At 45.2% G+C, this 23,703-nt stretch carries 22 protein-coding genes; 16 read left to right on the top strand and 6 right to left on the bottom strand.

Annotation, left to right across the window (positions count from 1 at the left end):
* Positions 1-37: 37 nt before the first annotated feature.
* The 3 genes from AB4486_RS20155 (at position 38) to AB4486_RS20145 (ending at position 4,784) form a co-directional block, all read left to right on the top strand.
* Positions 38-3,160: an EAL domain-containing protein gene (locus AB4486_RS20155; protein ID WP_372051201.1), complete on the top strand. Its 3,123-nt coding sequence runs from the start codon at positions 38-40 to the stop codon at positions 3,158-3,160.
* 112 nt (positions 3,161-3,272) lie between these two features.
* On the top strand, positions 3,273-4,052 hold the full coding sequence (locus AB4486_RS20150; protein WP_017060146.1) for a class I SAM-dependent methyltransferase: 780 nt from the start codon (positions 3,273-3,275) through the stop codon (positions 4,050-4,052).
* A gap of 141 nt (positions 4,053-4,193) precedes the next feature.
* Positions 4,194-4,784, top strand: coding sequence for a hypothetical protein (locus AB4486_RS20145; RefSeq protein WP_017060147.1), 591 nt, complete (start codon positions 4,194-4,196; stop codon positions 4,782-4,784).
* A 112-nt stretch (positions 4,785-4,896) separates the two neighbouring features.
* On the opposite strand, the gene AB4486_RS20140 is transcribed toward AB4486_RS20145, so the two are convergent.
* Both AB4486_RS20140 and uspA read right to left on the bottom strand, forming a co-directional pair.
* On the bottom strand, positions 4,897-5,775 hold the full coding sequence (locus AB4486_RS20140) for a carboxylate/amino acid/amine transporter (RefSeq protein WP_017060148.1): 879 nt from the start codon (positions 5,773-5,775) through the stop codon (positions 4,897-4,899).
* Between the two features lie 52 nt (positions 5,776-5,827).
* Positions 5,828-6,262 carry a universal stress protein UspA gene (uspA, locus tag AB4486_RS20135; RefSeq protein ID WP_017060149.1) on the bottom strand — a complete coding sequence of 145 codons (435 nt, stop codon included), beginning with the start codon at positions 6,260-6,262 and terminating at the stop codon, positions 5,828-5,830.
* A gap of 189 nt (positions 6,263-6,451) precedes the next feature.
* On the opposite strand from uspA, the gene ftnA reads away from it, so the two are divergent.
* The 4 genes from ftnA to AB4486_RS20115 all read left to right on the top strand — a co-directional run bounded on the left by ftnA (position 6,452) and on the right by AB4486_RS20115 (position 10,231).
* Entirely contained in the window at positions 6,452-6,979 is a 528-nt protein-coding gene (ftnA, locus tag AB4486_RS20130) for a non-heme ferritin (protein ID WP_004735556.1), read from the top strand.
* 68 nt (positions 6,980-7,047) lie between these two features.
* Positions 7,048-7,371, top strand: coding sequence for a universal stress protein UspB (gene uspB, locus AB4486_RS20125; protein WP_004735557.1), 324 nt, complete (start codon positions 7,048-7,050; stop codon positions 7,369-7,371).
* Between the two features lie 249 nt (positions 7,372-7,620).
* Entirely contained in the window at positions 7,621-8,814 is a 1,194-nt protein-coding gene (locus AB4486_RS20120) for an NAD(P)/FAD-dependent oxidoreductase (protein ID WP_372118384.1), read from the top strand.
* 526 nt (positions 8,815-9,340) lie between these two features.
* Positions 9,341-10,231, top strand: a complete 891-nt coding sequence (locus AB4486_RS20115; RefSeq protein ID WP_017079352.1) for a LysR family transcriptional regulator — start codon at positions 9,341-9,343, stop codon at positions 10,229-10,231.
* 10 nt (positions 10,232-10,241) lie between these two features.
* Here AB4486_RS20115 and AB4486_RS20110 read toward each other — a convergent pair whose 3' ends face one another.
* From AB4486_RS20110 to AB4486_RS20100, 3 genes are all read right to left on the bottom strand, one after another.
* On the bottom strand, positions 10,242-11,774 hold the full coding sequence (locus AB4486_RS20110) for an AbgT family transporter (RefSeq protein WP_102332585.1): 1,533 nt from the start codon (positions 11,772-11,774) through the stop codon (positions 10,242-10,244).
* A gap of 56 nt (positions 11,775-11,830) precedes the next feature.
* The gene (locus AB4486_RS20105) at positions 11,831-13,003 is read right to left on the bottom strand and encodes an amidohydrolase (protein WP_017079350.1); all 1,173 of its coding nucleotides are present in this window, start codon (positions 13,001-13,003) and stop codon (positions 11,831-11,833) included.
* 328 nt (positions 13,004-13,331) lie between these two features.
* The gene (locus AB4486_RS20100; RefSeq protein ID WP_372058876.1) at positions 13,332-14,240 is read right to left on the bottom strand and encodes a DMT family transporter; all 909 of its coding nucleotides are present in this window, start codon (positions 14,238-14,240) and stop codon (positions 13,332-13,334) included.
* 138 nt (positions 14,241-14,378) lie between these two features.
* Between AB4486_RS20100 and rmuC the strand changes: the two genes are divergently transcribed.
* The 7 genes from rmuC (at position 14,379) to tatC (ending at position 20,714) form a co-directional block, all read left to right on the top strand.
* Positions 14,379-15,911, top strand: coding sequence for a DNA recombination protein RmuC (gene rmuC, locus AB4486_RS20095; RefSeq protein WP_017063049.1), 1,533 nt, complete (start codon positions 14,379-14,381; stop codon positions 15,909-15,911).
* Between the two features lie 65 nt (positions 15,912-15,976).
* Entirely contained in the window at positions 15,977-16,756 is a 780-nt protein-coding gene (ubiE, locus tag AB4486_RS20090) for a bifunctional demethylmenaquinone methyltransferase/2-methoxy-6-polyprenyl-1,4-benzoquinol methylase UbiE (RefSeq protein ID WP_026012235.1), read from the top strand.
* A 98-nt stretch (positions 16,757-16,854) separates the two neighbouring features.
* Positions 16,855-17,460 (top strand): SCP2 domain-containing protein, encoded by a 606-nt coding sequence (locus tag AB4486_RS20085; protein ID WP_017063051.1) that lies wholly within the window; start codon positions 16,855-16,857, stop codon positions 17,458-17,460.
* Positions 17,457-19,091: a ubiquinone biosynthesis regulatory protein kinase UbiB gene (gene ubiB / locus AB4486_RS20080; RefSeq protein WP_017065813.1), complete on the top strand. Its 1,635-nt coding sequence runs from the start codon at positions 17,457-17,459 to the stop codon at positions 19,089-19,091. Before AB4486_RS20085 ends, ubiB begins: the two co-directional genes overlap by 4 nt.
* 53 nt (positions 19,092-19,144) lie before the next feature.
* Entirely contained in the window at positions 19,145-19,399 is a 255-nt protein-coding gene (gene tatA, locus AB4486_RS20075; protein ID WP_017060154.1) for a Sec-independent protein translocase subunit TatA, read from the top strand.
* A 3-nt stretch (positions 19,400-19,402) separates the two neighbouring features.
* Positions 19,403-19,810, top strand: a complete 408-nt coding sequence (gene tatB / locus AB4486_RS20070; protein ID WP_017060155.1) for a Sec-independent protein translocase protein TatB — start codon at positions 19,403-19,405, stop codon at positions 19,808-19,810.
* A 148-nt stretch (positions 19,811-19,958) separates the two neighbouring features.
* Positions 19,959-20,714, top strand: coding sequence for a twin-arginine translocase subunit TatC (gene tatC / locus AB4486_RS20065; protein WP_017060156.1), 756 nt, complete (start codon positions 19,959-19,961; stop codon positions 20,712-20,714).
* A gap of 288 nt (positions 20,715-21,002) precedes the next feature.
* Here tatC and AB4486_RS20060 read toward each other — a convergent pair whose 3' ends face one another.
* Positions 21,003-21,764, bottom strand: coding sequence for a TatD family hydrolase (locus tag AB4486_RS20060; RefSeq protein ID WP_017063053.1), 762 nt, complete (start codon positions 21,762-21,764; stop codon positions 21,003-21,005).
* A 208-nt stretch (positions 21,765-21,972) separates the two neighbouring features.
* On the opposite strand from AB4486_RS20060, the gene hemB reads away from it, so the two are divergent.
* Complete coding sequence (gene hemB, locus AB4486_RS20055) at positions 21,973-23,016, top strand: porphobilinogen synthase (RefSeq protein ID WP_017060158.1); 1,044 nt, start codon at positions 21,973-21,975, stop codon at positions 23,014-23,016.
* A gap of 76 nt (positions 23,017-23,092) precedes the next feature.
* Positions 23,093-23,527, top strand: coding sequence for a GNAT family N-acetyltransferase (locus AB4486_RS20050; RefSeq protein WP_372118381.1), 435 nt, complete (start codon positions 23,093-23,095; stop codon positions 23,525-23,527).
* Positions 23,528-23,703 lie beyond the last annotated feature (176 nt).

Raw genomic sequence — 23,703 nt, 5'->3', positions numbered from 1 at the left:
GGTGAATTCAGTGCGATTTTCGTTATTTTTTATTGTGATGTGTTGGAGTGTTTTTGCTTCAGCTCAGGCAAAAGATGTGTTGGTTATTCACTCTTATCATCAAGGCTTTTTCTGGACAGATGATTTCCATAAAGGACTATCTGATGAGCTCGATCGCGATGGGTTATCTTACCGGGTTGTTTATCTCGATACCAAGCGAACTCAAAACGCTGAATACTTAGAGCGAATTTATCAGCTATACCGCACTAAGCTGTCGCATGAAGAATTTGCCGCTGTAGTCGTCAGTGATAATAACGCCCTCAATCTGATGAAACGCTTAGCGCCCGAACTCAATGGCACGCCCGTTATTTTTGGTGGCATCAACAATTTTTCTCCGCAAATGATTGAAGGCTTGCACGCAACCGGTATCACTGAAGATATTGATATGGCGAGCAATATTGAGCTGATCAATCGACTTCAATCGACGGTTAAAAAAGTTTACGTGGTTACCGATCACTCGGTAACGGGTGAAGCTATTCGCGCTCAAGTGGATTTATTTCTACAAAAACGCCCTGAGTTTTCTGGGATGGTGGAGCAATATACGCCTGATTCTTATCAAGAACTGATGACGTTCGCGCAACGCGCTGATCTAACTAAAAGCTTGTTGTTCTGGGCCTACTACCGCGACATCAATGGTCGGGTCAGCAGCAAAGAAGACTGGCGTCAGCTCAACAAAAAAACTCAGATGCCATTGTATATTGTGCATGATTTAGGACTTGGGTTTGGTGCGATTGGTGGCGTGATCCACAGTGGAGAAACGCAAGGTCGAGACACGGGGCGCGTGCTGTTGAGCGTGCTGAACAATCCTAAGGCTCCATTGCCATTGGTGGTTGCTGGCGCGCCAGAAATCAAACTCGATTACCAACAGATCTCACGTTGGGATTTGGGTGCAGAGAATGAAGCCTCAGTAACCTTCCTCAATAAGCCGAAGTCATTCTTAATGCGCTATCGCGATGAAATTCGCACCATCGGTTTAATGTTCTTGAGCATGTCGTGTGTTATCGCGGTGTTGGTGTATTACCTTAACCGTCTGAAGAAGAGCGAACGTGCAAGTCGCCAAAGCCAACGACTGTTGGAGTCGATATTTGATCAGAGCCTGCAATTTATGGGCATCATTGATAAGGGTGGCGTGCTGCTGTCGAGTAACAGCAAGTTACATGAGCTGCTTTATAATCAAGGCTATAAACTGGGAACGCCGCTGCAACAACACCAACATTGGGAAAGTTCTGCGCGAGAAGTGCTAGCCGAATATTTCATCGCAAAAAGTGAGCACCCAGCCTTACGATTTGAAGCCGAGGTGTGGTGTCGAGATCGCGGTGCGATGGTGTTGGATATTTCATTGAAGCCGATGCCGGGCAGTGAAGACGAAGACATTCAGTTTCTCTTTGAGGCGCGCGACGTGACCTCACGTAAGCTTGCTGAGAATAAGCTGTTCCAACGTGAAGCAAACTTGAAGCTGTATTACGACAAACAGCCGGTGATGATGATTACGCTCGATGGCAATAATCGCATTCAACAAGTGAACCAGTTTGCCGAAGAGCTTTTGGGATACCCTCTCGATCAGTTGTTGGGCCATCGCCCTAGAGAATTCTATGTTGATGAGAACGCGATGATTCCTCGTCATATCTTGCTGCAACCTCAGCATAAGATTCGTGGTGTGTGGCGTCGTGATATCGAATATCGCCATGCCGACGGCAGCAAGAGCTGGATTCGTGAAAATATCCGCCCGTTGGTGGAGTCTGATCAGCTGTTGATTGTGGGTGAAGACATCACCGAAACGCACGAGCTTTCTGAAAAGCTAGAGTATCAGGCTCGCTATGACCTACTGACTGACACCTTTAACCGCAACCACTTTGAGCAAGAGCTGCAAAAGGCGCTGAAAGAGGTTGAGAGCCACATGCGAACTCACGCAATGTTGTTCCTAGATTTGGATCAGCTGAAAGTGCTGAACGATACCGCAGGACATGAAGCGGGTGATGCTGCGATCTTGTTTAGCGCCAAACTGCTAGAAGACGTACTGCCTTACAATGCGGTGTTAGCGCGAATGGGTGGTGATGAGTTTGCTGTGCTGATGAAAGACTGTACTGAACGAGATGCGGTGAATGTGTGTCGCAGTATTATCTCGATGATGAGTGAGAATCCATTCTTGTGGGATGATATTCGACTCAACCTGACGTGCTCTATCGGTATTCGATTGATCGACCATACAGCAGCTTCACCACAGATGGTGCACGCTCAGGCGGATGCAGCTTGTCATGCCGCTAAAGAAGAAGGTCGCAATCGCTATCATCTTTACCATCAAGATGATGAAGACCTGCGTCGTCGCCATCTTGAGATGGAGTGCGTTAACCTAGTGCATGAGGCCTTGGCTAACGATCGCTTAGAGTTGTTTGCGCAGCGAATTCTTGGCCTAGATGAAGACAGCGATAAAATGCACTTTGAAATCTTGGTCCGCATCAAGAACATCCAAGGGGAATACATCTCCCCGGGGATCTTCATGCCAGCCTCAGAGCGTTATAACATCGCGCATTTGATTGACCGCCAAGTCGTCAGTCAAACCTTGGGTTGGTTGGAGCAACGCCCTGAGGTTATTGAGGAACTGGGGATGTGTTCAATCAATCTTTCCGGTCACTCGATGGGTAACCGTGAGTTTGTCGAATTTTTGATAGATAGCCTGAGCGATTCATCGATACCGTGTCATAAGATTTGTTTAGAGATCACCGAAACAGCGGCCATGAGTAACATGAAGCAGGCGATCAAGTTCTTCACTCGAATCAAAGAGCTTGGCTGCATGATTGCATTGGATGATTTTGGCTCAGGGCTATCGTCATTTGGCTATCTGAAAAAGCTGCCTGTCGATATTGTGAAGATCGATGGCTTGTTTGTACGTGATATTGATGTGAATGAGATGGACCATGTAATGGTTCGCTCGATCAATGATCTTGCCAAGCAGATGGGCAAGCACACCGTGGCTGAGTTCGTTGAAAATACCCAGATTATCGACAAGCTTATCGAACTGGGTGTGAACTACGCGCAGGGCTACATCATAGGGCGACCTAAGCCACTCGCAGAGCTTGTTGAAGAGTTAAGACAAGAGCGAGAGACAGAGCCATTGGTTTAGGTAAGCCGACTTTAGCTGGGAATACTTTTCACCGCTAATATGTATTGTTGAGGCAATCAGGTAAACTGGTTGCCTCTTTTGTTTTGAATACTACTGTCTGTTGGAGACGACCTTGCAACTACAACTGATTTGCGAAGATGCTACCCAAATCGATCATTTGAATGACTTAGCGACCCGCTGGAACTTATCTCATGATGAAAGCAGTGATTTTGCTTTGGTACTGACTAGTGAGCGACTTGAGCTACGTAAAGTCGATGAGCCTAAGCTTGGCGCTATCTTTGTTGATTTAGTGGGAGGCGCTGTTGGTCACCGACGTAAGTTTGGCGGTGGTAAAGGTCAGGCGATTGCCAAAGCAGCTGGTTTAAACAAAGGCGCAACGCCAACTATTCTTGATGGTACTGCAGGCTTAGGGCGCGATGCGTTTGTGTTGGCTTCTCTAGGTTGTAAGGTGCAAATGGTCGAGCGTCACCCCGTTGTGGCCGCACTGCTTGATGATGGCTTGCAGCGAGCGCAACAAGACCCAGACATCGGTGGTTGGGTAAGTGAGCGTATGAAGCTGATTCACGCATCCAGTCACGATGCGTTGGATAAGCTCAGCAACGATCCTGACTTCGAACAGCCAGACGTGGTGTACCTCGACCCAATGTACCCACACCCAGAGAACAAAAAGAAATCGGCTTTGGTTAAAAAAGAGATGCGCGTATTCCAATCTTTGGTGGGTGCCGATCTGGATGCTGATGGTCTATTTGAGCCGGCGATGAAATTGGCATCGAAGCGAGTTGTGGTTAAAAGACCGGATTACGCTGCTTGGTTAGACGAACAAAAACCGAGCATGGCGATTGAAACCAAAAAGAACCGTTTTGACGTCTATGTGAAAGCATCAATGACTTAGTGGAAGCATCAATAACTTAGATACACGCTAAGAAAATTTCCCGTCATAAATACGATAAATTGCCATTTAACACTTGCGATAGTCGCGTTACGGATGTATATCTAACTAAGAATCATTATTATTCTTAGCTGGAGTTGAAGCATGGCTAAACGCTTTTGTAAGTTAAACCGTCGAGATATTACCGAACACTTGGGCGAGATCCACAGCTTAGTGACTGAACCTAAGTTCGTGTGTCGTTCTTGCGCGCGTTCTTCGGCGGATCAAGCGAATCTATGCAAACCCACCGCAATTCCACCTCTTGGTTGTCAAAACAAACCCGTTGAAGAGAAAGTCGCATGCGGCCTGCTAGCGGAAACATTACCTGCACCAGAACTGTCGCTTGCGGAAATCAACGAGGCAATTGAACCGAGCGTACAAATGTTCGATCCAGCCGCCGCTGATATGGCCCCTGAGCTTGCCAAAAAAGAAGCCGCACAGAAAAAAGCCAAGCTGAAAAAACTGATGGCGAAGGCGAGCGGTGATGAGAAAGCTGAACTCAAACAAGCGAAGAAAGCGGCTAAGAAACAAGAGAAGTACAATAAGAAACTGGCGAAGATGATTAAGAAGCAGCAAAAGCTGTTTAAGAAAAGTCAGAAGCTGGAAAGTGAATTGGAACGAATCAACCTACAACTTGATGATGTTGCCTTCACTGAAACCAAGACTCAGGTAGTGAGCCACAATCAAATCCACTGAAGTTGATTTGAATGGTTTATTGCTACAGCGATGATTTAAAAAGAGCGACCTTAGGTCGCTCTTTTGCTTTTTGGGGTTATCCGAGCTGACTCATGTAGCTCGTTCAAATCAGCTAAGCGTTGCTTGCGGATCTTGCTACGCGCTTCTTCACCCACGTCTCATTGACGAATAAAGAGAATAAGATAACGGCGCCACCAATAGACAAGCGAACCAAATCGACATCTCTGTTCCAAATCAGGATATTCACCACCAGACCAGCAGGAACCAAGGCATTGTTCATCACTGCCAGCGCGCCAGCATTCACCATGCACGCGCCTTTATTCCACATAAAGTAACCCAGCCCCGACGCAATCAAGCCAAGGTAGATCAGGATTCCCCATTGAAGTGTGGTGGTGGGCAGTTTCTCTGGGTTGCCTAGTAGCATGAAAGCCACTGACGCGACACATAGCGCCCCTAAGTAGAAGTAACCAAATACGGTTCGCTGAGGCAACTCGGTCGATTCCTTCTCCATCACCACCTTGTAGCCCACCTGACCAATAGCAAAGCACAGGTTCGCGCCTTGCACGACGAGGAAGCCGACTAAAAAGTTTTCGTTAATACCTGCGAACTTAATGAATACCGCGCCCAATACCGCAATTGCCGCTGTCACTAGGTACCACGGAGAGAATTGCCCTTTGAGAAAGTCATAAATAAGCGTGACGTAAATTGGGGTAAAGACAGTAAACAAAAGGACTTCAGGAACGGATAGCAGTAAGAAAGACTGATAGTAGAAGCAGTACATCAGGCCAAGCTGGATACCACCAATTGCCATCAATTTAGCGATCAGCTTACGCGATACGCCGCGAAACTTTAGGAAAGGAAGAAATACGACGCCAGCAAGGGCAACACGCATTAAAACAGAGAACCAAGAATCAACCTGACCCGCAAGGTAAACGCCGATCAGGCTAAAGGAGAAGGCCCATAGGAGGGTAACACCAGCTAAATAGCTCATAGTAAAACTTCGTTAATAAGATATGAGCTGTATGTTACCTAACCTTAAATCATTAGTCTTCTGAATCTCTTAGAGGCACGACCAGCATATCAACCGGAGAGGCGTTGATCAGTTGGCGTGTTGAAGAGAGCAGCTTGCTCCAAAAGTCTTGATGGTGACCGCAAACCACGAGATCAACATTGAACTCGTTGATGGTGTCACACAGCTCATGACTCAAATCACCACTGCCTACTAGGGTATGGGTGATCGGGTATTGGGCGTGCTCCGCAAAATTTTGCAGCTGAATACGAGACGCTTCCATCGCGTTGTGCTGGGTTTCGGCCATGTTGATATCAATCAGGCCGGTATACAGCTCTGCGTAGTTAATATCGATATGGATAAAAGAGACTTTGGCTTCCAATGGCTTAGCCAATGCTACCGCTTTATCCACAATTAATTTGCTGTCTTCTGATAAATCGACCGCGACCAAAATATGTTTGTAACTCATATCGCTACCTCCTTTATTCATTGTCTGATTTAAGATTAGCACTATGCGATGGTTTTTTTTGCTGAAGTGATCTCATATCCACTGTCTTGCGTAATGACAGCTCGAAATATTGGTTAACTAATGGCCTGCGAGATATTCATTAAATAGTGATATAGTAGAGAAAATTGAGGATGTAATTAGGAGTCTTAAATGCTGTCAAAAACTATGGTTGAGCAACTGAATGATCAAATTAACCTAGAATTTTTCTCATCCAATCTATACTTACAAATGAGTGCTTGGTGTGAAGACAAAGGATTTGAAGGTGCAGCAGAGTTTCTGCGTGTTCATGCAGTAGAAGAAATGGAACATATGCAGCGTCTTTTCACTTACGTAAGTGAAACAGGTGCTATGCCAATTCTAGGTGCGATTGAAGCGCCAAAACATGAATTTGATAGCCTTGGTGCTGTGTTCCGTGAAACTTATGAACATGAGCAAATGATTACTCAAAAGATCAACAAACTGGCTCACGTTGCTTTCAGCACACAAGATTACTCAACCTTTAACTTCCTGCAATGGTACGTTGCAGAGCAACACGAAGAAGAGAAGTTGTTTAAAGGTGTATTGGATAAGCTAGAGCTTGTTGGTGAAGACGGTAAAGCACTGTTCTTTATTGATAAAGACCTAGCGCAATTGGCAAAAGATGGTTCATCTTCAATTATGGAAGCTCCTGCCGTTTAGGCAGTACGGGAAAGACACTGATTATCTTTTTCTTTTGAGTTTTCTTATGAAGATGTAGGGAGGAAAGGATGATCAGCGGCGACACTATTCTATTTGCACTAATGGTTGTGACTTGCGTGAACTGGGCGCGATATTTTACTGCGCTAAGAACACTCATTTATATAATGCGAGAAGCACATCCTCTACTTTATCAACAAGTAGACGGAGGTGGATTCTTCACAACTCATGGCAATATGACCAAACAGGTTCGCTTGTTTAGTTACATCAAAAGCAAAGAGTATCACCATCATCACGACGAAGTGTTTATGTCGAAGTGTGATCGCGTAAGACAGTTGTTTATACTTTCTTCCGCTCTGCTGGGTGTAACGTTGCTGTCTTCTTTTATCGTCTAAGTTTTTAGTACGTGTGAAGTAGAGCTTAGGTTCTGGTGTGAAGCTTCGGTTGTTGGTTCGCTAAGTTAAGTAGTGGTTTTGCTGCTGTCTGCTAATTGTACAATTGAACATCAATTGCAAAGTTTAAAATTGCCGCTAAAATAGCGAGCAATTAGTAAGGATGTGCTGTTTATGCACATCCTTTTTTATTGATGGCATTTCGAGAACAGGGTGTACTCGGGCTGCAAAAGTGAAGAAAAGCAGAACCACATGAGTGAAAAATTTGATGTAATCGTAATTGGTGCGGGCGCCGCAGGCTTAATGTGTGCTGCGGAAGCGGGTAAACGTGGCCGACGAGTGCTGGTGGTTGATCATGCAAAGAAACCAGGCAGAAAAATTTTAATCTCAGGTGGCGGTCGTTGTAACTTCACTAACTATGATGTTTCAGCCAACAACTTCCTGTGTAACAACCCTCACTTCGTGAAGTCAGCTTTATCTCAATACACCAACTGGGATTTTATCTCGATGGTGAGCAAGTACGGTATTGAGTTCGAAGAGCGTGATCACGGCCAGTTGTTCTGTGTGAATGACCACACAGCAAAAGATATCGTGAGCATGCTGCTTGACGAGTGTAAGCAGGCGAAAGTCGAACAACGCTACCGTTGTGATGTTCACTCCATCGAAAAAACAGACGCTGGCTTCAAGATGCACCTCAATACCGACGAAGTTGAGTGTGACTCACTGGTTGTGGCGACAGGTGGTTTGTCGATGCCTAAGCTGGGCGCAACGCCATTTGGCTACAAGATTGCCGAGCAATTTGGTTTGTCTGTGATGCCAACTACCGCAGGCTTAGTACCATTTACTCTGCATAAAGAAGATAAAGAAGATTTCGCTGAGCTTTCAGGAATCGCGATTCCTGCCGAGATCACCGCGCAAGACGGCACCTTATTCAAAGAAGCGTTGCTGTTTACTCACCGCGGCCTATCGGGTCCTTCAGTACTGCAAATTTCTTCTTTCTGGAAAGCGGGTCAATCGGTTTCGATTAATCTAGTACCAGAAGTGGATGTGGCTGAGTTGCTGGCTAACTCTCGCGAGAAGCACCCAAATCAGAGCCTGAAAAACACCTTAGCGAAAGCATTACCAAAGCGTTTTGTGGAAGTGTTGATTGATCGTAAAGAGCTGGAAGACAAGCCGCTTAAGCAGTTCAACGAAAAGCAGCTGAATGACATTGTAGAGCATCTAGAGAACTGGAAAATTGCACCAAACGGCACGGAAGGTTACCGAACAGCGGAAGTGACTCTAGGCGGTGTGGACACCAATCACCTATCTTCAAAAACCATGGAATGTAAGACGGTTTCTGGCCTCTACTTCATCGGTGAAGTAATGGACGTAACAGGTTGGTTAGGAGGATATAACTTCCAATGGTGCTGGAGCTCTGGCTTTGCAGCAGGCCAGTGGGTTTAAGAGTGACAGACAACAGGTTTGTCTCTTAATAGTGACAGCCACTAATTATCCCTCGAGAGTAGCTATTTTGCATTCTTACATTTAGTTTCTTTGGTGGCTAAATTTCAACTTTCAAACCAAAACTCAATTTGTAATCGTCTTTATTGGGCTCTGAGTTGTTAGAGCCTAGTTTGGATAACATATATGCTTCACGGTTAATTTAACTTTCAAATCTAAACCCGCAATAATTTCCTATCTAACGCTAAACTGTTAACGCACCTCACATCTCATGGAACACTGAACAACCATAAGCATCAGTAAAGTCCAACTCCTTAGTCACTTCGCACTCTAAATTGGAAGGGCACAGAACGGTTGTAAAACTTTCTGCTTGATATGATTTTTAATGAGAAGCCACACACATTGTAGCAACCCATGACGCTGAACTGACTCTATCGCTTTGTGTGAATCTTATATTGTGAGTCTTCTTATTGATGTTTCGTAATCGATAACTTTGTGCAAAGAAAATACTTAAGGTGGTGTCAGTCTTATGGATGTGAGTTATCGACAACTTAAAGCGTTTATTACTCTTGCTGAAACTAAAAGTTTTACAGCCGCGGCTGAACAAATACACATTACGCAATCTGCATTGAGCCAAATGATGCAAAAACTTGCGGTACAAACTGCCTCAGAACTTATTGAGAAAAGAGGCCGAAAAATACTGCTAACTGAAACTGGTCGTACGTTCTATCAAGAAGCTTTGTTCATTGTTAACCGTTTGGATAAGTGGGAGTTGGAAAATAAAGCTCGTCAGCAAGGCTACCATCGAACGCTGGTTATCTCGTCTTTGTATTCAATGTGTTCTTCATTGGTTCCGAAAACCATCAGTGAGCTGAAAAGAACGCACCCATCTTTTTCGTTTCGGTTAATTGAGGAGCGAGTTAATGATATCCATAATTCAGTTCTAGAAGGACGTGCGGATATAGGTATTGGTACTCCCCCTAATAACTCGGAACTAAATTTTGAACTGCTGTTTCGTGATCACTTATGCTTTACCTGTAATAAGGCTCATCACTTGAGTGCAGAGAGTGAGGTTAACTGGAAGCAGGCTCATCAGTATGCTTCTATTGGTATCAGTCCAGGAAATAGTTTAAGAACACTTGCTGACCAGGCATTTATGCGAGCAGGTCTTACCTATGATCCTGAAATTAGTGCGTCACACACTTCAACATTGCTTGGTATGATCGATAGCGGTTTAGGTTCTGCTATTTTATCCTCAACCATCGCTTCATTACATGCTCATGAGAACTTGAGATTTATCCCAATAGTAAAACCAATTCAATATCGTTCAATTGGGCTAATTACAAGAAAAGAAACTCACCGACAGATCATCGATGAGTTTAATCTAATGCTCAGAAAGCAAGTCAGTCTCAAACTGTAGTTTACGCGGTCTACATAGGTCCAACAGGTAGACCTAGCATAGTGTAGGTCAAGAATACAGCTCCCCAGATTGTAAATAGAAAGAATGCATATGGGACCATCATAGCTAGAAATGTACCGAATTTTACGTTGGGGTTATATTTGGCTATCAACGCTAATACCATCGGCACGTAAGGGTTTGTTGGAGATATAATATTGGTTGTTGAGTCTGCGATTCGGTAAGCCATCTGAGTATATTCAGGTGATATATCCAGTAGCATGAATAGTGGAATAAAGACTGGGGCCATGATTGCCCATTGAGCCGAACCACTGAAAACAATCAGGTTCATGAACCCTGCAAGTATCATAAACATGGCTAACATTAATAGCTTTGGCACTTCAACCTGAGCGAGCATTTCAGCGCCATTCACAGCGAAAAATATAGCCAAGTTAGACCAATTAAACCAAGCAATAAATTGGGCAATAACAAAAACTAAGACGATGTAACCCCCAATACCATGCAATGACTTCGCCATCAGATCGGGCACATCACTCGCTTTCTTTATCTCTCCGGCTTTTACACCGTAAACCACGGCATTCATAATGAAAAACGCCATAATTATTGGGATTATGCCAGTAAGGAAGGGAGATGGAACTAAGCCGCCATCGGCGTTTTTCAATGGCGAATCACTTGGAAGTAGTAGCGCCACCATTCCTAGGATAAAAACAATTGATGCGTACCCAGACCATTTTAAAGCTCGTTTTTGAATGTCGGTGACACTATATTTCTCAGGGTTTTCAGTGCTCAGTGGAGACTCTTCGGCAGAGCGTTTTGTTTGCTTATCAAATCGCGGTTCTATGTATTTGTCTGTTATAAGTGTTCCAAGTATGACCAAGAGAGGTACCGAAAGAAGCATGAAGTACCAGTTAGCCGCGGGGCTAACTTCTACAGGTTCAACAATGCGGGCAGCTTCTGTTGAAATACCGGAGAGTAAAACATCCGTTCCTGCGATAAATACGTTGGCAGTAAAGCCTGCGGCCACAGCAACAAAGCCAGCAGCAATTCCTACGACAGGGTTTCGATTGGTCGCAGAGAAAATGATGCCAGCTAAAGGAGGCACTAAGATAAACGCCGCATCAGATGCTAAGTTACCGATGATCCCGGTTAGAAATATAGAGGCAGTTACGAAATTTTTGGGTGCGTTTAAAAGCGATTGTTTAATTGCTGAGTCTGCTAATCCTACTTCTTGAACAAGCCCTACCGCGAGCATCATGCAAAGTACCAAACCAAGAGGTTTAAACGCGATAAAATTTGATACAGCTGAATTTAGAATGTACACAAACCCTTCGCCACTGAGCAGGTTCTTTACTTTGATTTCATCTCCGCTCAAAGGGTGCGCTATATTCCCACCAAAAGTCGACACTATCCAAGACAAGAATATGACCGCTAAGCATAAGGTAATAAACATATAGAATGGATGGGGTATTCGGTCACCAAACTTCTCAATACGATCAATTATGCTGACTTTCTGAGGGAGTTGTTTTTGATCTAGTAAACCTGACATTTCACACTCCTGTGATTATTGAGGGTCACCGTGACCCCTGTGCTAATTTTTATGAGCTAGTTTTGTTGAAGTAGAGAGATGAAGTATGCGGCTCCGGTCGGTAACACTCGATCATTGAAATCGTAGTTCTTGTGGTGCAAGCCTATCGTTTCTCCATTGATGGTTAATCCGTTGCCGATGAACCCATAACATCCCGGTACTTGGTCTAGAAAAAAAGAAAAGTCTTCGCTGGCTAATAAAGCCTCACATGTTGCGTTAACCTGATCATTACCAACGACTGAAGAGGCGGCTTTCACTGCTGTCTCGACTTCGGGGAAGCTGTTGACGGTGGGTGGGTGAGATATTGGACCTAGGGAGAATTGTGCGGTCATGTCGAAAGCCATGGCAGTGTGAGAAACCAAAGTATCAAGTTGAGAGACCAAGCGGTCTCGCACATTTTGGGAGAGAGTTCTGAAGGTGCCACTCATTTGAGCGGTATCAGCGATAGCGTTAGTTGTCTCACCGCAATGTAACTGTGTGACTGAAACGACAAGCGGTTCAAACGGGCTATAAGTTCGACTAACTAAGCCTTGTATACCTTGATAGATATGGGTCGCAACTAATAAAGGATCTTGAGTGTTTTGTGGTAGGCCCGCATGCCCACTTTTGCCATTAATCTGAATAAAGAGACGATCGGAACTTGCCATGATCGGTCCTTCTTTGAATGCGAAATGCCCTTCTGGTATTCCTGGCATGTTATGAAGTGCGTAACATGCATCTAATGGATAGCACTCAAGTAAGCCATCCTGAAGCATTTTTTGCGCGCCACCAACGCCTTCTTCAGCGGGTTGAAAAATGAGTACGGCTTTACCATTAAATTGACGGTTTTTTGCGAGGTATTTTGCTGCATATAGCAGCATTGTGGTATGTCCATCATGCCCACATGCGTGCATTTTTCCGGCCTGACAAGAACGGTGAGAAAAGTTGTTTTCTTCGTGGATCGGCAATGCGTCCAGATCGGCTCTTAAACCTAAAGTTTTTCCGTCACCGAGTTCCCCTTGGATAACCGCAACAACGCCTGTTCCTCCAAAGCGAGAGTCTATTTGTTCAACGCCATATTCCTTGAGCTTGGCGATTACCATACTTTGTGTGTTGTGCTCTTCAAAACCCAGTTCTGGGTGTTGATGAATATTTCGTCTAATTTCTACCATTTCTGGTAGCCACTCTTCTAGTTCTTGTAATAGGGACACGTCATTTCCTTAGGTAACATTTTCATAACATATAATCATGACGGTGTCGTATTACCTAGTTGGATGCGTAATAGTCTTATTAGTAAAACTTATAGCAATCTATATCGAACTTTTTGATGTGGTGTTTTTGAATATCGGAGGTGTTGGGGTTATTCGCTGAAAATGACTTCAGTGAAATATTAGGGAACTAACATGACTCTAGAGGTAGATGCTTAATAATTAAAATAAAAATGGCGAGTCATAGGACTCGCCATTTTTGTATTCAAAGCTTGTTATCGTTGATAATTCGGGAAGTCGCGTAGTGCGATAATCCTAATCTTTCTGGGCATTAACTTTCAGGGCTGAGGTTGTTTTTCTTCTTTCCCCATTTGATCTGCTGGATAACAAGGCCGGCAATGATCAGTACCAAGCCAAACAGGGTCGCTGGGTGAATCTCTTCGCCGATAATAGTGGAAAGTAGCATCAACGAGATAAACGGCGAGGCAAAAATTAGGTTGCTGATACGTGCCGTGTTGTTGGTCAGTTTTAATGCCGAGAGCCACAAGACAAAGGTAATGCCCATCTCGAACAGGCCAACATAAGTTACGGCCATCCAACCTTTCGCTGTGATTTGCCTAAAGCTCTCGCCTTCAAAAAGGGTTAAACCGATCGCGAAAGGTAATGCCACTAAGAAACCAAGCAGTACGCCAACCACTGGGTCAGCCTTGTTTTTGGTGTTGAGAATCCAATATCCTGCCCAAAGCAGAGTAGAAAGCAGCGCCAGTGCCACACCGAGTGGGCTATCGAACTGCATGCCTAACACATCGCCTTTGGTGGCAATAACTACCACACCCGCATAGCTGAAGGTACACGCAATCCAATCTTGCTTACGAATCTTTTGCCCCAGAAAAACCGCCGCCATTAAGGTTAGCGTGATAGCCCAGCTGTAGTTGATGGCTTGAGCTTGAGAAGCGGGCAGCAGGTCGTAGGCTTTGAATAGAATCAGGTAATAAGCCAATGGGTTAACCAAGCCGAGCAGCAGGTAATACCAAGGGTTTGAAAGGAACGTTGTACTCAGCTGAGAGAGCTTACCTTGAAAGGCGCAGACTGCGATCAGCGCAATCGACGACACAATACTGGCAATGGTCAGCATTTGAATCGGTGAAAACTCAGCAAGGGTCAGCTTAAAAGCAGTAGCGACCGTTGACCACAGCAGTACTGCGGAAAGGCCAAAGCCCAAGGCACGACGTTCGTTCATGGCAACTCATTCTAATTTGATGGGACAGAATACGGAGCGCCTAGTCTATCTGTCGAATTTTAATACGGCAAACTGGACATTTATCCAGTATCAAAATACCATTTAATGAGTTATTTCAAATTAGGCTAAATCATTATCATGCAATGGATTATCGAACATCAGGCAACGCTTATTGCTGCAATTTCTGGCGCGCTCGTCAGCGGCGGTGTCGTGGGTTGGTGGATTAAACAGAAGCTCTCTTTTCAGCAGCGATTGCTCGAGCAGCAGCTAGAGTCCGATCGTTTGTTGCATGAATCTCAGCAAGCTCAGCTCAAAGCATCACTCGCAGAGGCGCAACAAGAGCTCGATGAGTTAGATGATGACCGAGACAAAGCGGCATTCGAGCTCAAGCAGGCGCACGGTAAGGTGATGGCTGCAATGGAAAAACTGCGCTACTTTGAGGCGGTAAAGCAAGAGCGCCAGCAGTACGCTGATGAGATCAATGTGCTTAAAGATCATAAGTCTGAATTAGAAGCCGAGCTGCGCGAGCAAGAAGCAAGGCATGACCAAGAAAACCTCGCCAATAGCGAAAAGCTGCAGTTGCTAGAGCAAGCTGAATCACGACTTAAGCAGCAGTTTGAATTGTTAGCGAACCAACTGTTTGAAACCAAAACCGCCAAGGTCGATCAGCAGAATAAGCAGAGCCTAGAAGGTTTGTTGTCTCCACTAAGAGAGCAGTTGGAAGGCTTTAAGAAACAAGTGAACGACAGCTTCAGCCAAGAAGCCAAAGAGCGTCATACTTTGGTGCATGAGCTTAAAAACCTGCAGCGTCTTAATGAGAGTATGACGCGTGAAGCGGTGAACCTGACTCAAGCGCTAAAGGGTGACAACAAACAACAAGGTAACTGGGGCGAGGTGGTGCTGGCTCGCGTGCTTGCTGAATCAGGACTGCGCGAAGGCCACGAATACCAAACGCAAGTGAACCTGCAAAACGATGCGGGCAAGCGTTATCAACCGGATGTGATTGTGCATCTGCCACAAGACAAGCAAGTGGTGGTCGATTCAAAAATGGCGCTGGTGGCATTTGAACGCTATTTCAATGCCGAAACCGATCAGCAACGCGATGCTGCATTGCGCGATCACTTGGTGTCACTGCGAGCGCACATCAAAGGCTTGAGCCAGAAAGATTATCATCAGCTCAAAGGCATACAGAGTCTGGATTACGTGTTGATGTTTATCCCGGTTGAACCAGCATTCCAAGTGGCGATTCAGGCGGATCCTAGCTTGGTGAAAGATGCGATGGAGCAAAACATCATCTTGGTCAGCCCAACCACTTTGCTGGTGGCACTGCGTACAATTGATAACCTGTGGCGTAACGACAGACAGAACCAGAACGCACAGGTTATCGCAGAACGTGCGAGCAAGCTTTACGACAAGCTGCGCCTGTTTGTTGATGATATGGAAGGCCTTGGCAGCTCACTTGATAGAGCAAACCAAAGTTATCAAGGGGCGATGAATAAGCTAGTCACAGGGCGAGGCAACGTGATTCGTCAGGCCGAAAGCTTCAAGCAATTGGGTGTTGAAGTGAAGAAACCGATCTCGATTGGTTTGGCCGAAATGGCGCAAAATGAGGCTTTTTCAGAAAATGCCTCCTTAGTAGAAAGACAACCCGCTGAGGATAAAGTAAACTAATCGGCCGCAGCGCCTCTAAACACGGAGCGTGCTGTCGATGAGAACTTACCATGGTAGATAACAGCATTATGGACACAAGCGTGCAGACAAATTCAGCAGTAGAGTCAGAAACCACACACTTTGGTTTCGAAACAGTCGCGAAAGACGAAAAAGTCGCGAAAGTAGCAGAGGTATTTCACTCTGTAGCCGCTAAATACGACATCATGAATGACTTAATGTCGGGTGGTGTTCACCGCTTGTGGAAGCGATTCACGATTGATTGCAGTGGCGTTCGCCCTGGTCAGCGTATCCTAGATCTTGGTGGTGGTACTGGCGACCTTACTGCGAAATTCTCGCGTATCGTTGGTGAAAAAGGCCACGTGGTTCTTGCTGATATCAACAACTCAATGCTGAATGTTGGCCGTGATAAGCTGCGTGATAGCGGCATTGTTGGCAACGTACACTACGTACAAGCGAACGCTGAAGAGTTGCCATTCCCAGATAACTACTTCGATTGCATTACGATCAGCTTCTGTCTGCGTAACGTAACCGATAAAGACCAAGCGCTGCGTTCTATGTACCGCGTACTTAAGCCGGGTGGCCGTCTGTTGGTTCTTGAGTTTTCTAAGCCAGTGCTTGAGCCACTATCAAAGGTTTACGACGCATACTCTTTCCACCTGTTGCCAAAAATGGGTGAGTTGATTGCTAACGATGCAGACAGCTACCGTTACCTTGCAGAATCTATTCGTATGCACCCAAATCAAGAGACTTTGGAAGGCATGATGCAAGAAGCGGGCTTTGAAAATACAAAATACTTCAACCTAACGGGCGGCATTGTTGCGCTGCACCGCGGTTACAAGTTCTAGTCGAGCTTGGTAGCAGGCTCGCTGAGCGTGCTAAACAATAAGAATAAAGATAGAACGGATAGGTTAAGGCTTATCCGTTTTCAAAGGTAAGGACAGTCATGCCATTTGATCCATTGGTAACCGCGGTTATTGAAACCTCTTTAAATACTTTCGTGAACGATGATCCAGCACTGGTTCGTCGTTTGTCTCGTTTAAAGGGGCAGATCATTCAAGTCAATTTGAAAGAGTTGAATAAAACACTCACTTTCGTTTTCAGCCAACAGATTGATGTGTTGTCAGAATATGAAGGGCAGCCTGACTGCTACCTATCTTTGAACCTATCGGTGTTACCTGAACTGCGTGAGCAATCGAACATCACCAAGCTGATCAAGCAAGATAAGCTGATCTTAGAAGGTGATATTCAACTGGCTCAGAAATTCGCTCAACTGATGACAGACTGCAAGCCTGATTTGGAAGAGTGGTTATCGCGCGTAACGGGTGATGTGGTTGCGCATACCTTGGTGCAAGGCGTTAAAAACGTCGGTGGCTTTGTAGCAAAACAGGCAACTAAGCATCAAAATCATGTTGCTCAAGTTCTGACTGAAGAGTGGAAGATCGCACCTGCACCGTTAGAAGTCGCGCATTTTTGCGACCAAGTTGATGACGTAAAAAGCTCTGCTGCTCGTCTTGAAGCTAAGTTGAACGCTCTGTTGGAGAAAGCATGACCCCTGCAGAACTGAAACGTCTTTATCATATTATCAAGGTACAGTTGGAATACGGCCTTGATGAGTTGATGCCGGAACACCAACTGACTAAAGCCCCTTTGTTGGCGCGAAAGTCACTGTTTTGGCTCAAGAACAAGCATCAAGATAAAGAGTTGGGTCATCGCTTGCGCCTTGCGCTGCAAGAACTTGGTCCAGTGTGGATCAAGTTTGGACAGATGATGTCGACACGTCGTGATCTGTTCCCTCCTCATATCGCCGATCAGTTGGCGTTGTTGCAAGACCAAGTTGCGCCGTTTGATGGTCAATTGGCGAAGCAAGATATGGAAAAGGCGTTGGGTGGCAGTTTAGACAACTGGTTTACCGACTTTGATATCGAGCCACTGGCTTCTGCTTCTATTGCTCAGGTGCATACCGCAAAGCTTAAAGAGAGCGGTCGCGAGATTGTTCTGAAGGTCATTCGACCTGATATTCGCCCGGTGATTGACGCAGATCTAAAACTGATGCACCGAATGGCGCGTATAGTCGCTAAGTCGCTTCCTGAAGCACGTCGTTTGAAACCGGTTGAAGTGGTTCACGAGTACGAGAAAACGTTACTTGATGAACTCGACCTGCGCCGTGAGGCGGCCAATGCCATTCAACTGCGACGTAATTTTGAAGGCAGTGAAGAGCTGTATGTTCCAGAGGTTATCCCTGATCTAAGCAGCGAAACCCTGATGGTGTCAGAGCGAATCTATGGTATTCAAGTCTCCGATATTGAGACGCTAGAAGCCAACGGCACCAACATGAAATTGCTCGCGGAACGCGGTGTGACGGTATTCTTCACCCAAGTATTCCGAGATAGCTTTTTCCATGCAGACATGCACCCGGGCAACGTATTTGTTAACCCAGAGAATCCAGATAACCCTCAGTGGATTGGTTTGGATTGTGGCATTGTTGGTACGCTCAATAGCGAAGATAAGCGCTATTTAGCAGAGAACTTGTTGGCTTTCTTCAATCGAGATTACCGTAAAGTTGCTGAGCTACACGTTGATTCGGGATGGGTGCCACACGACACTAACGTCAATGATTTTGAGTTCGCGATCCGTATGGTGTGTGAGCCAATCTTTGCAAAACCACTTGGCGAGATCTCATTTGGCCATGTGTTGCTAAACTTATTTAATACAGCAAGACGTTTCAACATGGAGGTTCAACCTCAGTTGGTGCTTCTGCAAAAGACCTTGTTGTATGTCGAAGGCCTAGGCCGTCAGCTGTATCCGCAACTTGATTTGTGGGCAACGGCGAAGCCTTTCCTTGAAACCTGGATGATGAATCAGGTGGGGCCGCAAGCTGTGATCAACGCAGTAAAAGAGCGTGCGCCATTCTGGGCAGAAAAACTGCCAGAGCTGCCAGAGCTACTTTATGACAGCTTGCGCCAAGGTAAAGCGATGAACCACAGAATGGATCAGCTTTATCAAGGTTACCGAGATAGTAAGCGTCAGCAAGCAACTGGAAAGTTTTTGTTTGGCGTTGGAGCCACTTTAGTCGTATGCTCCGCAATATTAGTTTCAAGCCCTTATGAGCAGCTATCTATGGGCTGTGGCATCGCAGGTGTCACATTTTGGTTGCTTAGTTGGCGAGCTTACCGTCGTTAGACAGTAGACTCTCTTAATATTTTTATGTGTAGACAGACCCGAGGACAATGACAATGGGTGGTATCAGTATTTGGCAACTTCTAATCATTGCTGTAATTGTAATTTTGCTATTCGGAACAAAGAAACTGCGCGGTATGGGTGGTGACTTAGGTTCAGCGGTTAAAGGCTTCAAAAAAGCGATGAGCGATGAAGACAAGCCTGCAGATAAGAAAGATGCAGACTTCGAACCAAAGAATATTGAACAGCAGAAGACAGAAGCTCACGCTGAAACAACTGCTGAAACAAAGAAAGACAAAGAGCAGGCGTAAATCGTGTTTGATATCGGTTTTTGGGAACTGGTATTAATATCTGTCGTTGGGTTAGTGGTTTTAGGGCCTGAGCGTTTGCCCGTGGCGATTCGCAGTATTTCCAAGTTTGTTGGACAAGCGAAAAGCATGGCAAACAGTGTGAAAGATGAACTTTCTCATGAGCTTAAGGTGCAAGAGCTGCAAGAAAACCTACGCAAGGCGGAAAAAATGGGTATGGAAGATTTATCTCCAGACCTTAAAGCGTCAGTCGATGAACTCAAGCAGGCCGCTGCTGAGGTTCAACGTCCGTATGCTAAGCCTGAGTCTGATAAGCCAAGTGAGACTAAACCTAGTGTCATGGAAACTGTGGAATCTGAAACCATTCAGGTCAACAGCGAAGCTTCAGCACCGTCAGATAAGAAAGCCGAATAGTCTCGCAAGGAGGAGTCGCCGGATACTTGATTCGCTAGATGTTTAAATAGATATCTATTCAAGTAAATAACTATTCAAGTGGATACCAATTCAACTGGATAGATACACGCGCGGCTCCTTTTCGATCTTCCTGTTTAAGAGGTTTGACATGTCTTCGACTGAGCAGACACAGCCTTTAATTAGCCACCTTCTAGAACTACGTAATCGCCTACTACGTGCGATTGTCGCGGTGCTAGTGATATTTGTCGGGCTAATTTATTTTGCTAATGATATTTATGAATTCGTATCAGCACCTTTGGTAGATCGTCTACCGGAAGGGGCGACGATGATCGCAACCGATGTTGCATCGCCATTTTTCACACCGCTGAAATTAACCTTGATCGCGTCTATATTCCTCGCGGTTCCGTTTATTTTGTATCAGGTGTGGGCTTTTGTTGCTCCGGGTTTATACAAGCATGAAAAACGCTTGATCATGCCGCTATTGGCTTCAAGTTCATTGCTGTTTTACTGTGGTGTGGCGTTCGCTTACTTTATTGTATTCCCGTTGGTATTTGGCTTTTTTACGGCCATATCATTAGGGGGAGTAGAGTTCGCAACCGACATCTCAAGCTATCTTGATTTTGTACTCGCGCTGTTCTTTGCTTTTGGTATTGCCTTTGAAGTGCCTGTTGCGATTATCTTGTTGTGTTGGACGGGGGCAACAACGCCTCAATCTCTGTCTGAAAAGCGTCCTTACATTGTGGTGGGTGCTTTCATCATCGGTATGATGCTGACACCACCAGATATGATCTCGCAAACACTGTTGGCGATTCCAATGTGTATTCTGTTTGAGATTGGTCTGTTTTTCGCACGCTTTTATACGCGTAAGCCAGATGCGGATGAAGAGGAAGAAGCTGAATCTTGATTCGGAATGCTTCAGTAAAAATCACATAATAAAAAAGCGGCCTAGGGCCGCTTTTTTATTATGTCTGTTTATCGAATTTTTAACTGATAGCCACAGTTCTGACATATATAGAGCTCTTTGATGCCCAAAATTTTATGCCATAGGGTTCGATGTTGACGTTGTAAGTGTTGTGAATGGTCACACATAATCAACTACCTCCATATGCAGGTGGTTGATACTATACATGTCACTTAGCTTTCTCAAATAAATTCAGGAAAAATCCGTAATAATTACTTATTAATAGATTTGTCATAAATTAAACAATGCCTTAGCATTTTTGGTGGTTATGTTTTCGACTTCTTCAAGGGTAATTCCGCGTAATTCGGCGATGCGTTTTGCTACTAATTCTGTGTAGGCTGGTTCATTGCGTTTACCGCGATTCGGTGTTGGTGCCAAGTATGGGCAATCTGTCTCTAGAATGACGTAATCCATATCGAGATGTGGGATCACCTTGTCCATCCCAGAGTTCTTAAAGGTCGAAACGCCGCCTAAACCTAAATGAAAGCCTAGCTCGTTGATCGCTTGAGCTTCCTCTAAGCTGCTACCAAAGCAGTGGAATACCCCGCGTAAGCTGCCATCTTGTTCTTTACGAAGTAGGGCAAGTGTCTCTTCAATGGAATCACGAGTGTGGATCACCACAGGTAGATCAAGCTCTTTTGCCCACTGCAGTTGAGTCACAAACGCCATCTCTTGTTCAGCCTTGAAGGTTTTATCCCAGTACAAGTCGATACCAATCTCACCCACGGCGATAAAGTCATGCTTATCAAACCAAGCTCGAATGGTTTTGAGGGTTTGCTCGATATTCGCATCCACATAACAAGGGTGTAAGCCCATCATTGAACGGCACACATCAGGAAACTGCGCTTCCGTTGCTAACATTGGTTCGATAGATTCTAAATCGATGTTCGGCAATAGAATGGTATCAATCCCTTGAGCCAGTGCGCGCTGCACAACTTGTTCGCGGTCTTCATCGAATTCGCTAGCGTAAATATGAGCATGGGTGTCGATCATTGTTTTGTCCTGAAAGCGGTCTTTACTGAGTTGTCATGAGTATACGGCAGTGTGAGGAGAAGGTCATTTTTTGCCATTTATCCCTATTTTTGAGTGGGTTTCATATTTTACTGCTAGCGTCCTGAGCCATCAGTGATATGCTTTTGCCTGTATTTAGCACTTTTCATATCTAAGTATTTCGGTGCTTAGACTAGGCAAGGAGAATCTAGTGTCTGTTTCAATTCAAGGTCAATTCCCAGGTCGCCGTATGCGCCGTATGCGTAAGCACGACTTTAGCCGTCGCCTAATGGCAGAAAATCAATTGTCTGTGGATGATCTAATCTACCCAATGTTTATCCTGATGGGTAAAGACCGCCGCGAGCCTGTCGAGTCAATGCCAGGTGTTGAACGCTTGTCGATCGACTACATGCTTGAGGAAGCAGATTACCTGTCAAAGCTGGGTGTTCCTGCGATTGCTCTATTTCCAGTCGTGAACCAAGATGCTAAAAGTTTATGCGCAGCTGAAGCTCATAACTCAGAAGGTTTGGTGCAGCGCGCTGTACGTTTACTAAAAGAGCATGTGCCAAACATTGGCGTTATTACTGACGTAGCACTAGACCCGTTCACCACTCACGGCCAAGACGGCATCATCGATGAAGATGGTTACGTGATGAATGACGAGACGACTGAAGTCTTGATCAAGCAAGCATTATCACACGCTGAAGCGGGTGCTGACGTAGTTGCCCCATCGGATATGATGGATGGTCGCATTGGTAAGATCCGTGAAGCGTTAGAAGAAGCGGGCCATATTCATACTCAGATTATGGCGTACTCTGCAAAATATGCATCGTGCTACTACGGCCCATTCCGTGATGCAGTTGGCAGTGCTTCGAACCTGAAAGGTGGTAACAAGAAGAACTACCAGATGGATCCAGCCAACAGCGATGAAGCGATTCATGAAGTCGCGATGGATCTTAATGAAGGTGCGGACATGGTGATGGTGAAACCAGGCATGCCTTACCTTGATATTGTTCGTCGTGTTAAGCACGAACTGCAAGCGCCTACGTTTGCTTACCAAGTATCTGGTGAATACGCGATGCACAAAGCGGCGATTCAAAACGGCTGGCTGAAAGAGCGCGAAACCGTCATGGAATCACTGTTGTGCTTTAAGCGTGCTGGCGCTGATGGCATTCTTACTTACTTCGCTAAAGATGTCGCAGAGTGGCTTGCTGAAGATAACGCACAAGCTGCTGAGCATTTAAAAGAAAAGTAACCGTGTAGATCTCACTTAAGTGATCAGTAAAGGGTTGGCCATTGTGCCAGCCCTTTCGTTTATAAGGATGAATAAGATGTCAGTTGTCGTACGTGAAGGTTCTTTAGAAGAAGTGGTGTCTGTGGTCGAGCAGATCTCTGAGTTCGCTAAAAAAGAGAGTGTCGCTTCTCTGTCAGAGCGGCTGGCAGGGAAAAAGAGCCTTATCTTAGTGGCTGAAGAAGCTGGCGTGTTGCTTGGCTTTAAGATCGGCTATGAATTGGATCAAGATACTTTTTACAGCTGGTTTGGTGGCGTGTCACCGCTCGCGAGGAACAAAGGCGTTGCACAGGCGCAATTAGACGTTCAGGAACAGTGGGTGAAAGAGCAGGGCTACAGACAGTTAAAGGTTAAGTCTCGTAACCAGTTCCCTGCAATGTTGCGCCTGTTATTGAGAAACGGTTACCTAATCGAAAGATTTGAAGAAAAAGAAGACATTAATGACCATAGAATCCATTTTTTGAAGCAAATTTAAGCACTGCTGTTAACGGTTTATAAATCAAATGAGATTTATTATCATTTAAGTGTTGACTATTAAATGAGAATCATTATTATTAACTTCGTCTTAGGGAATAAGGAAATGTTCACAAGGATGTTAAGTACTCAAGTATCTACTTGGTTACCCAACAGAATTCTCGCGAACTTGTACTA

Source organism: Vibrio sp. 10N.222.55.C6 (assembly GCF_041473395.1).
GTDB classification, from domain to species: Bacteria; Pseudomonadota; Gammaproteobacteria; order Enterobacterales; family Vibrionaceae; genus Vibrio; species Vibrio crassostreae_C.
Note: the sequence above shows the minus strand (reverse complement) of the source record. Positions and strands in the feature narration are given on the sequence as shown.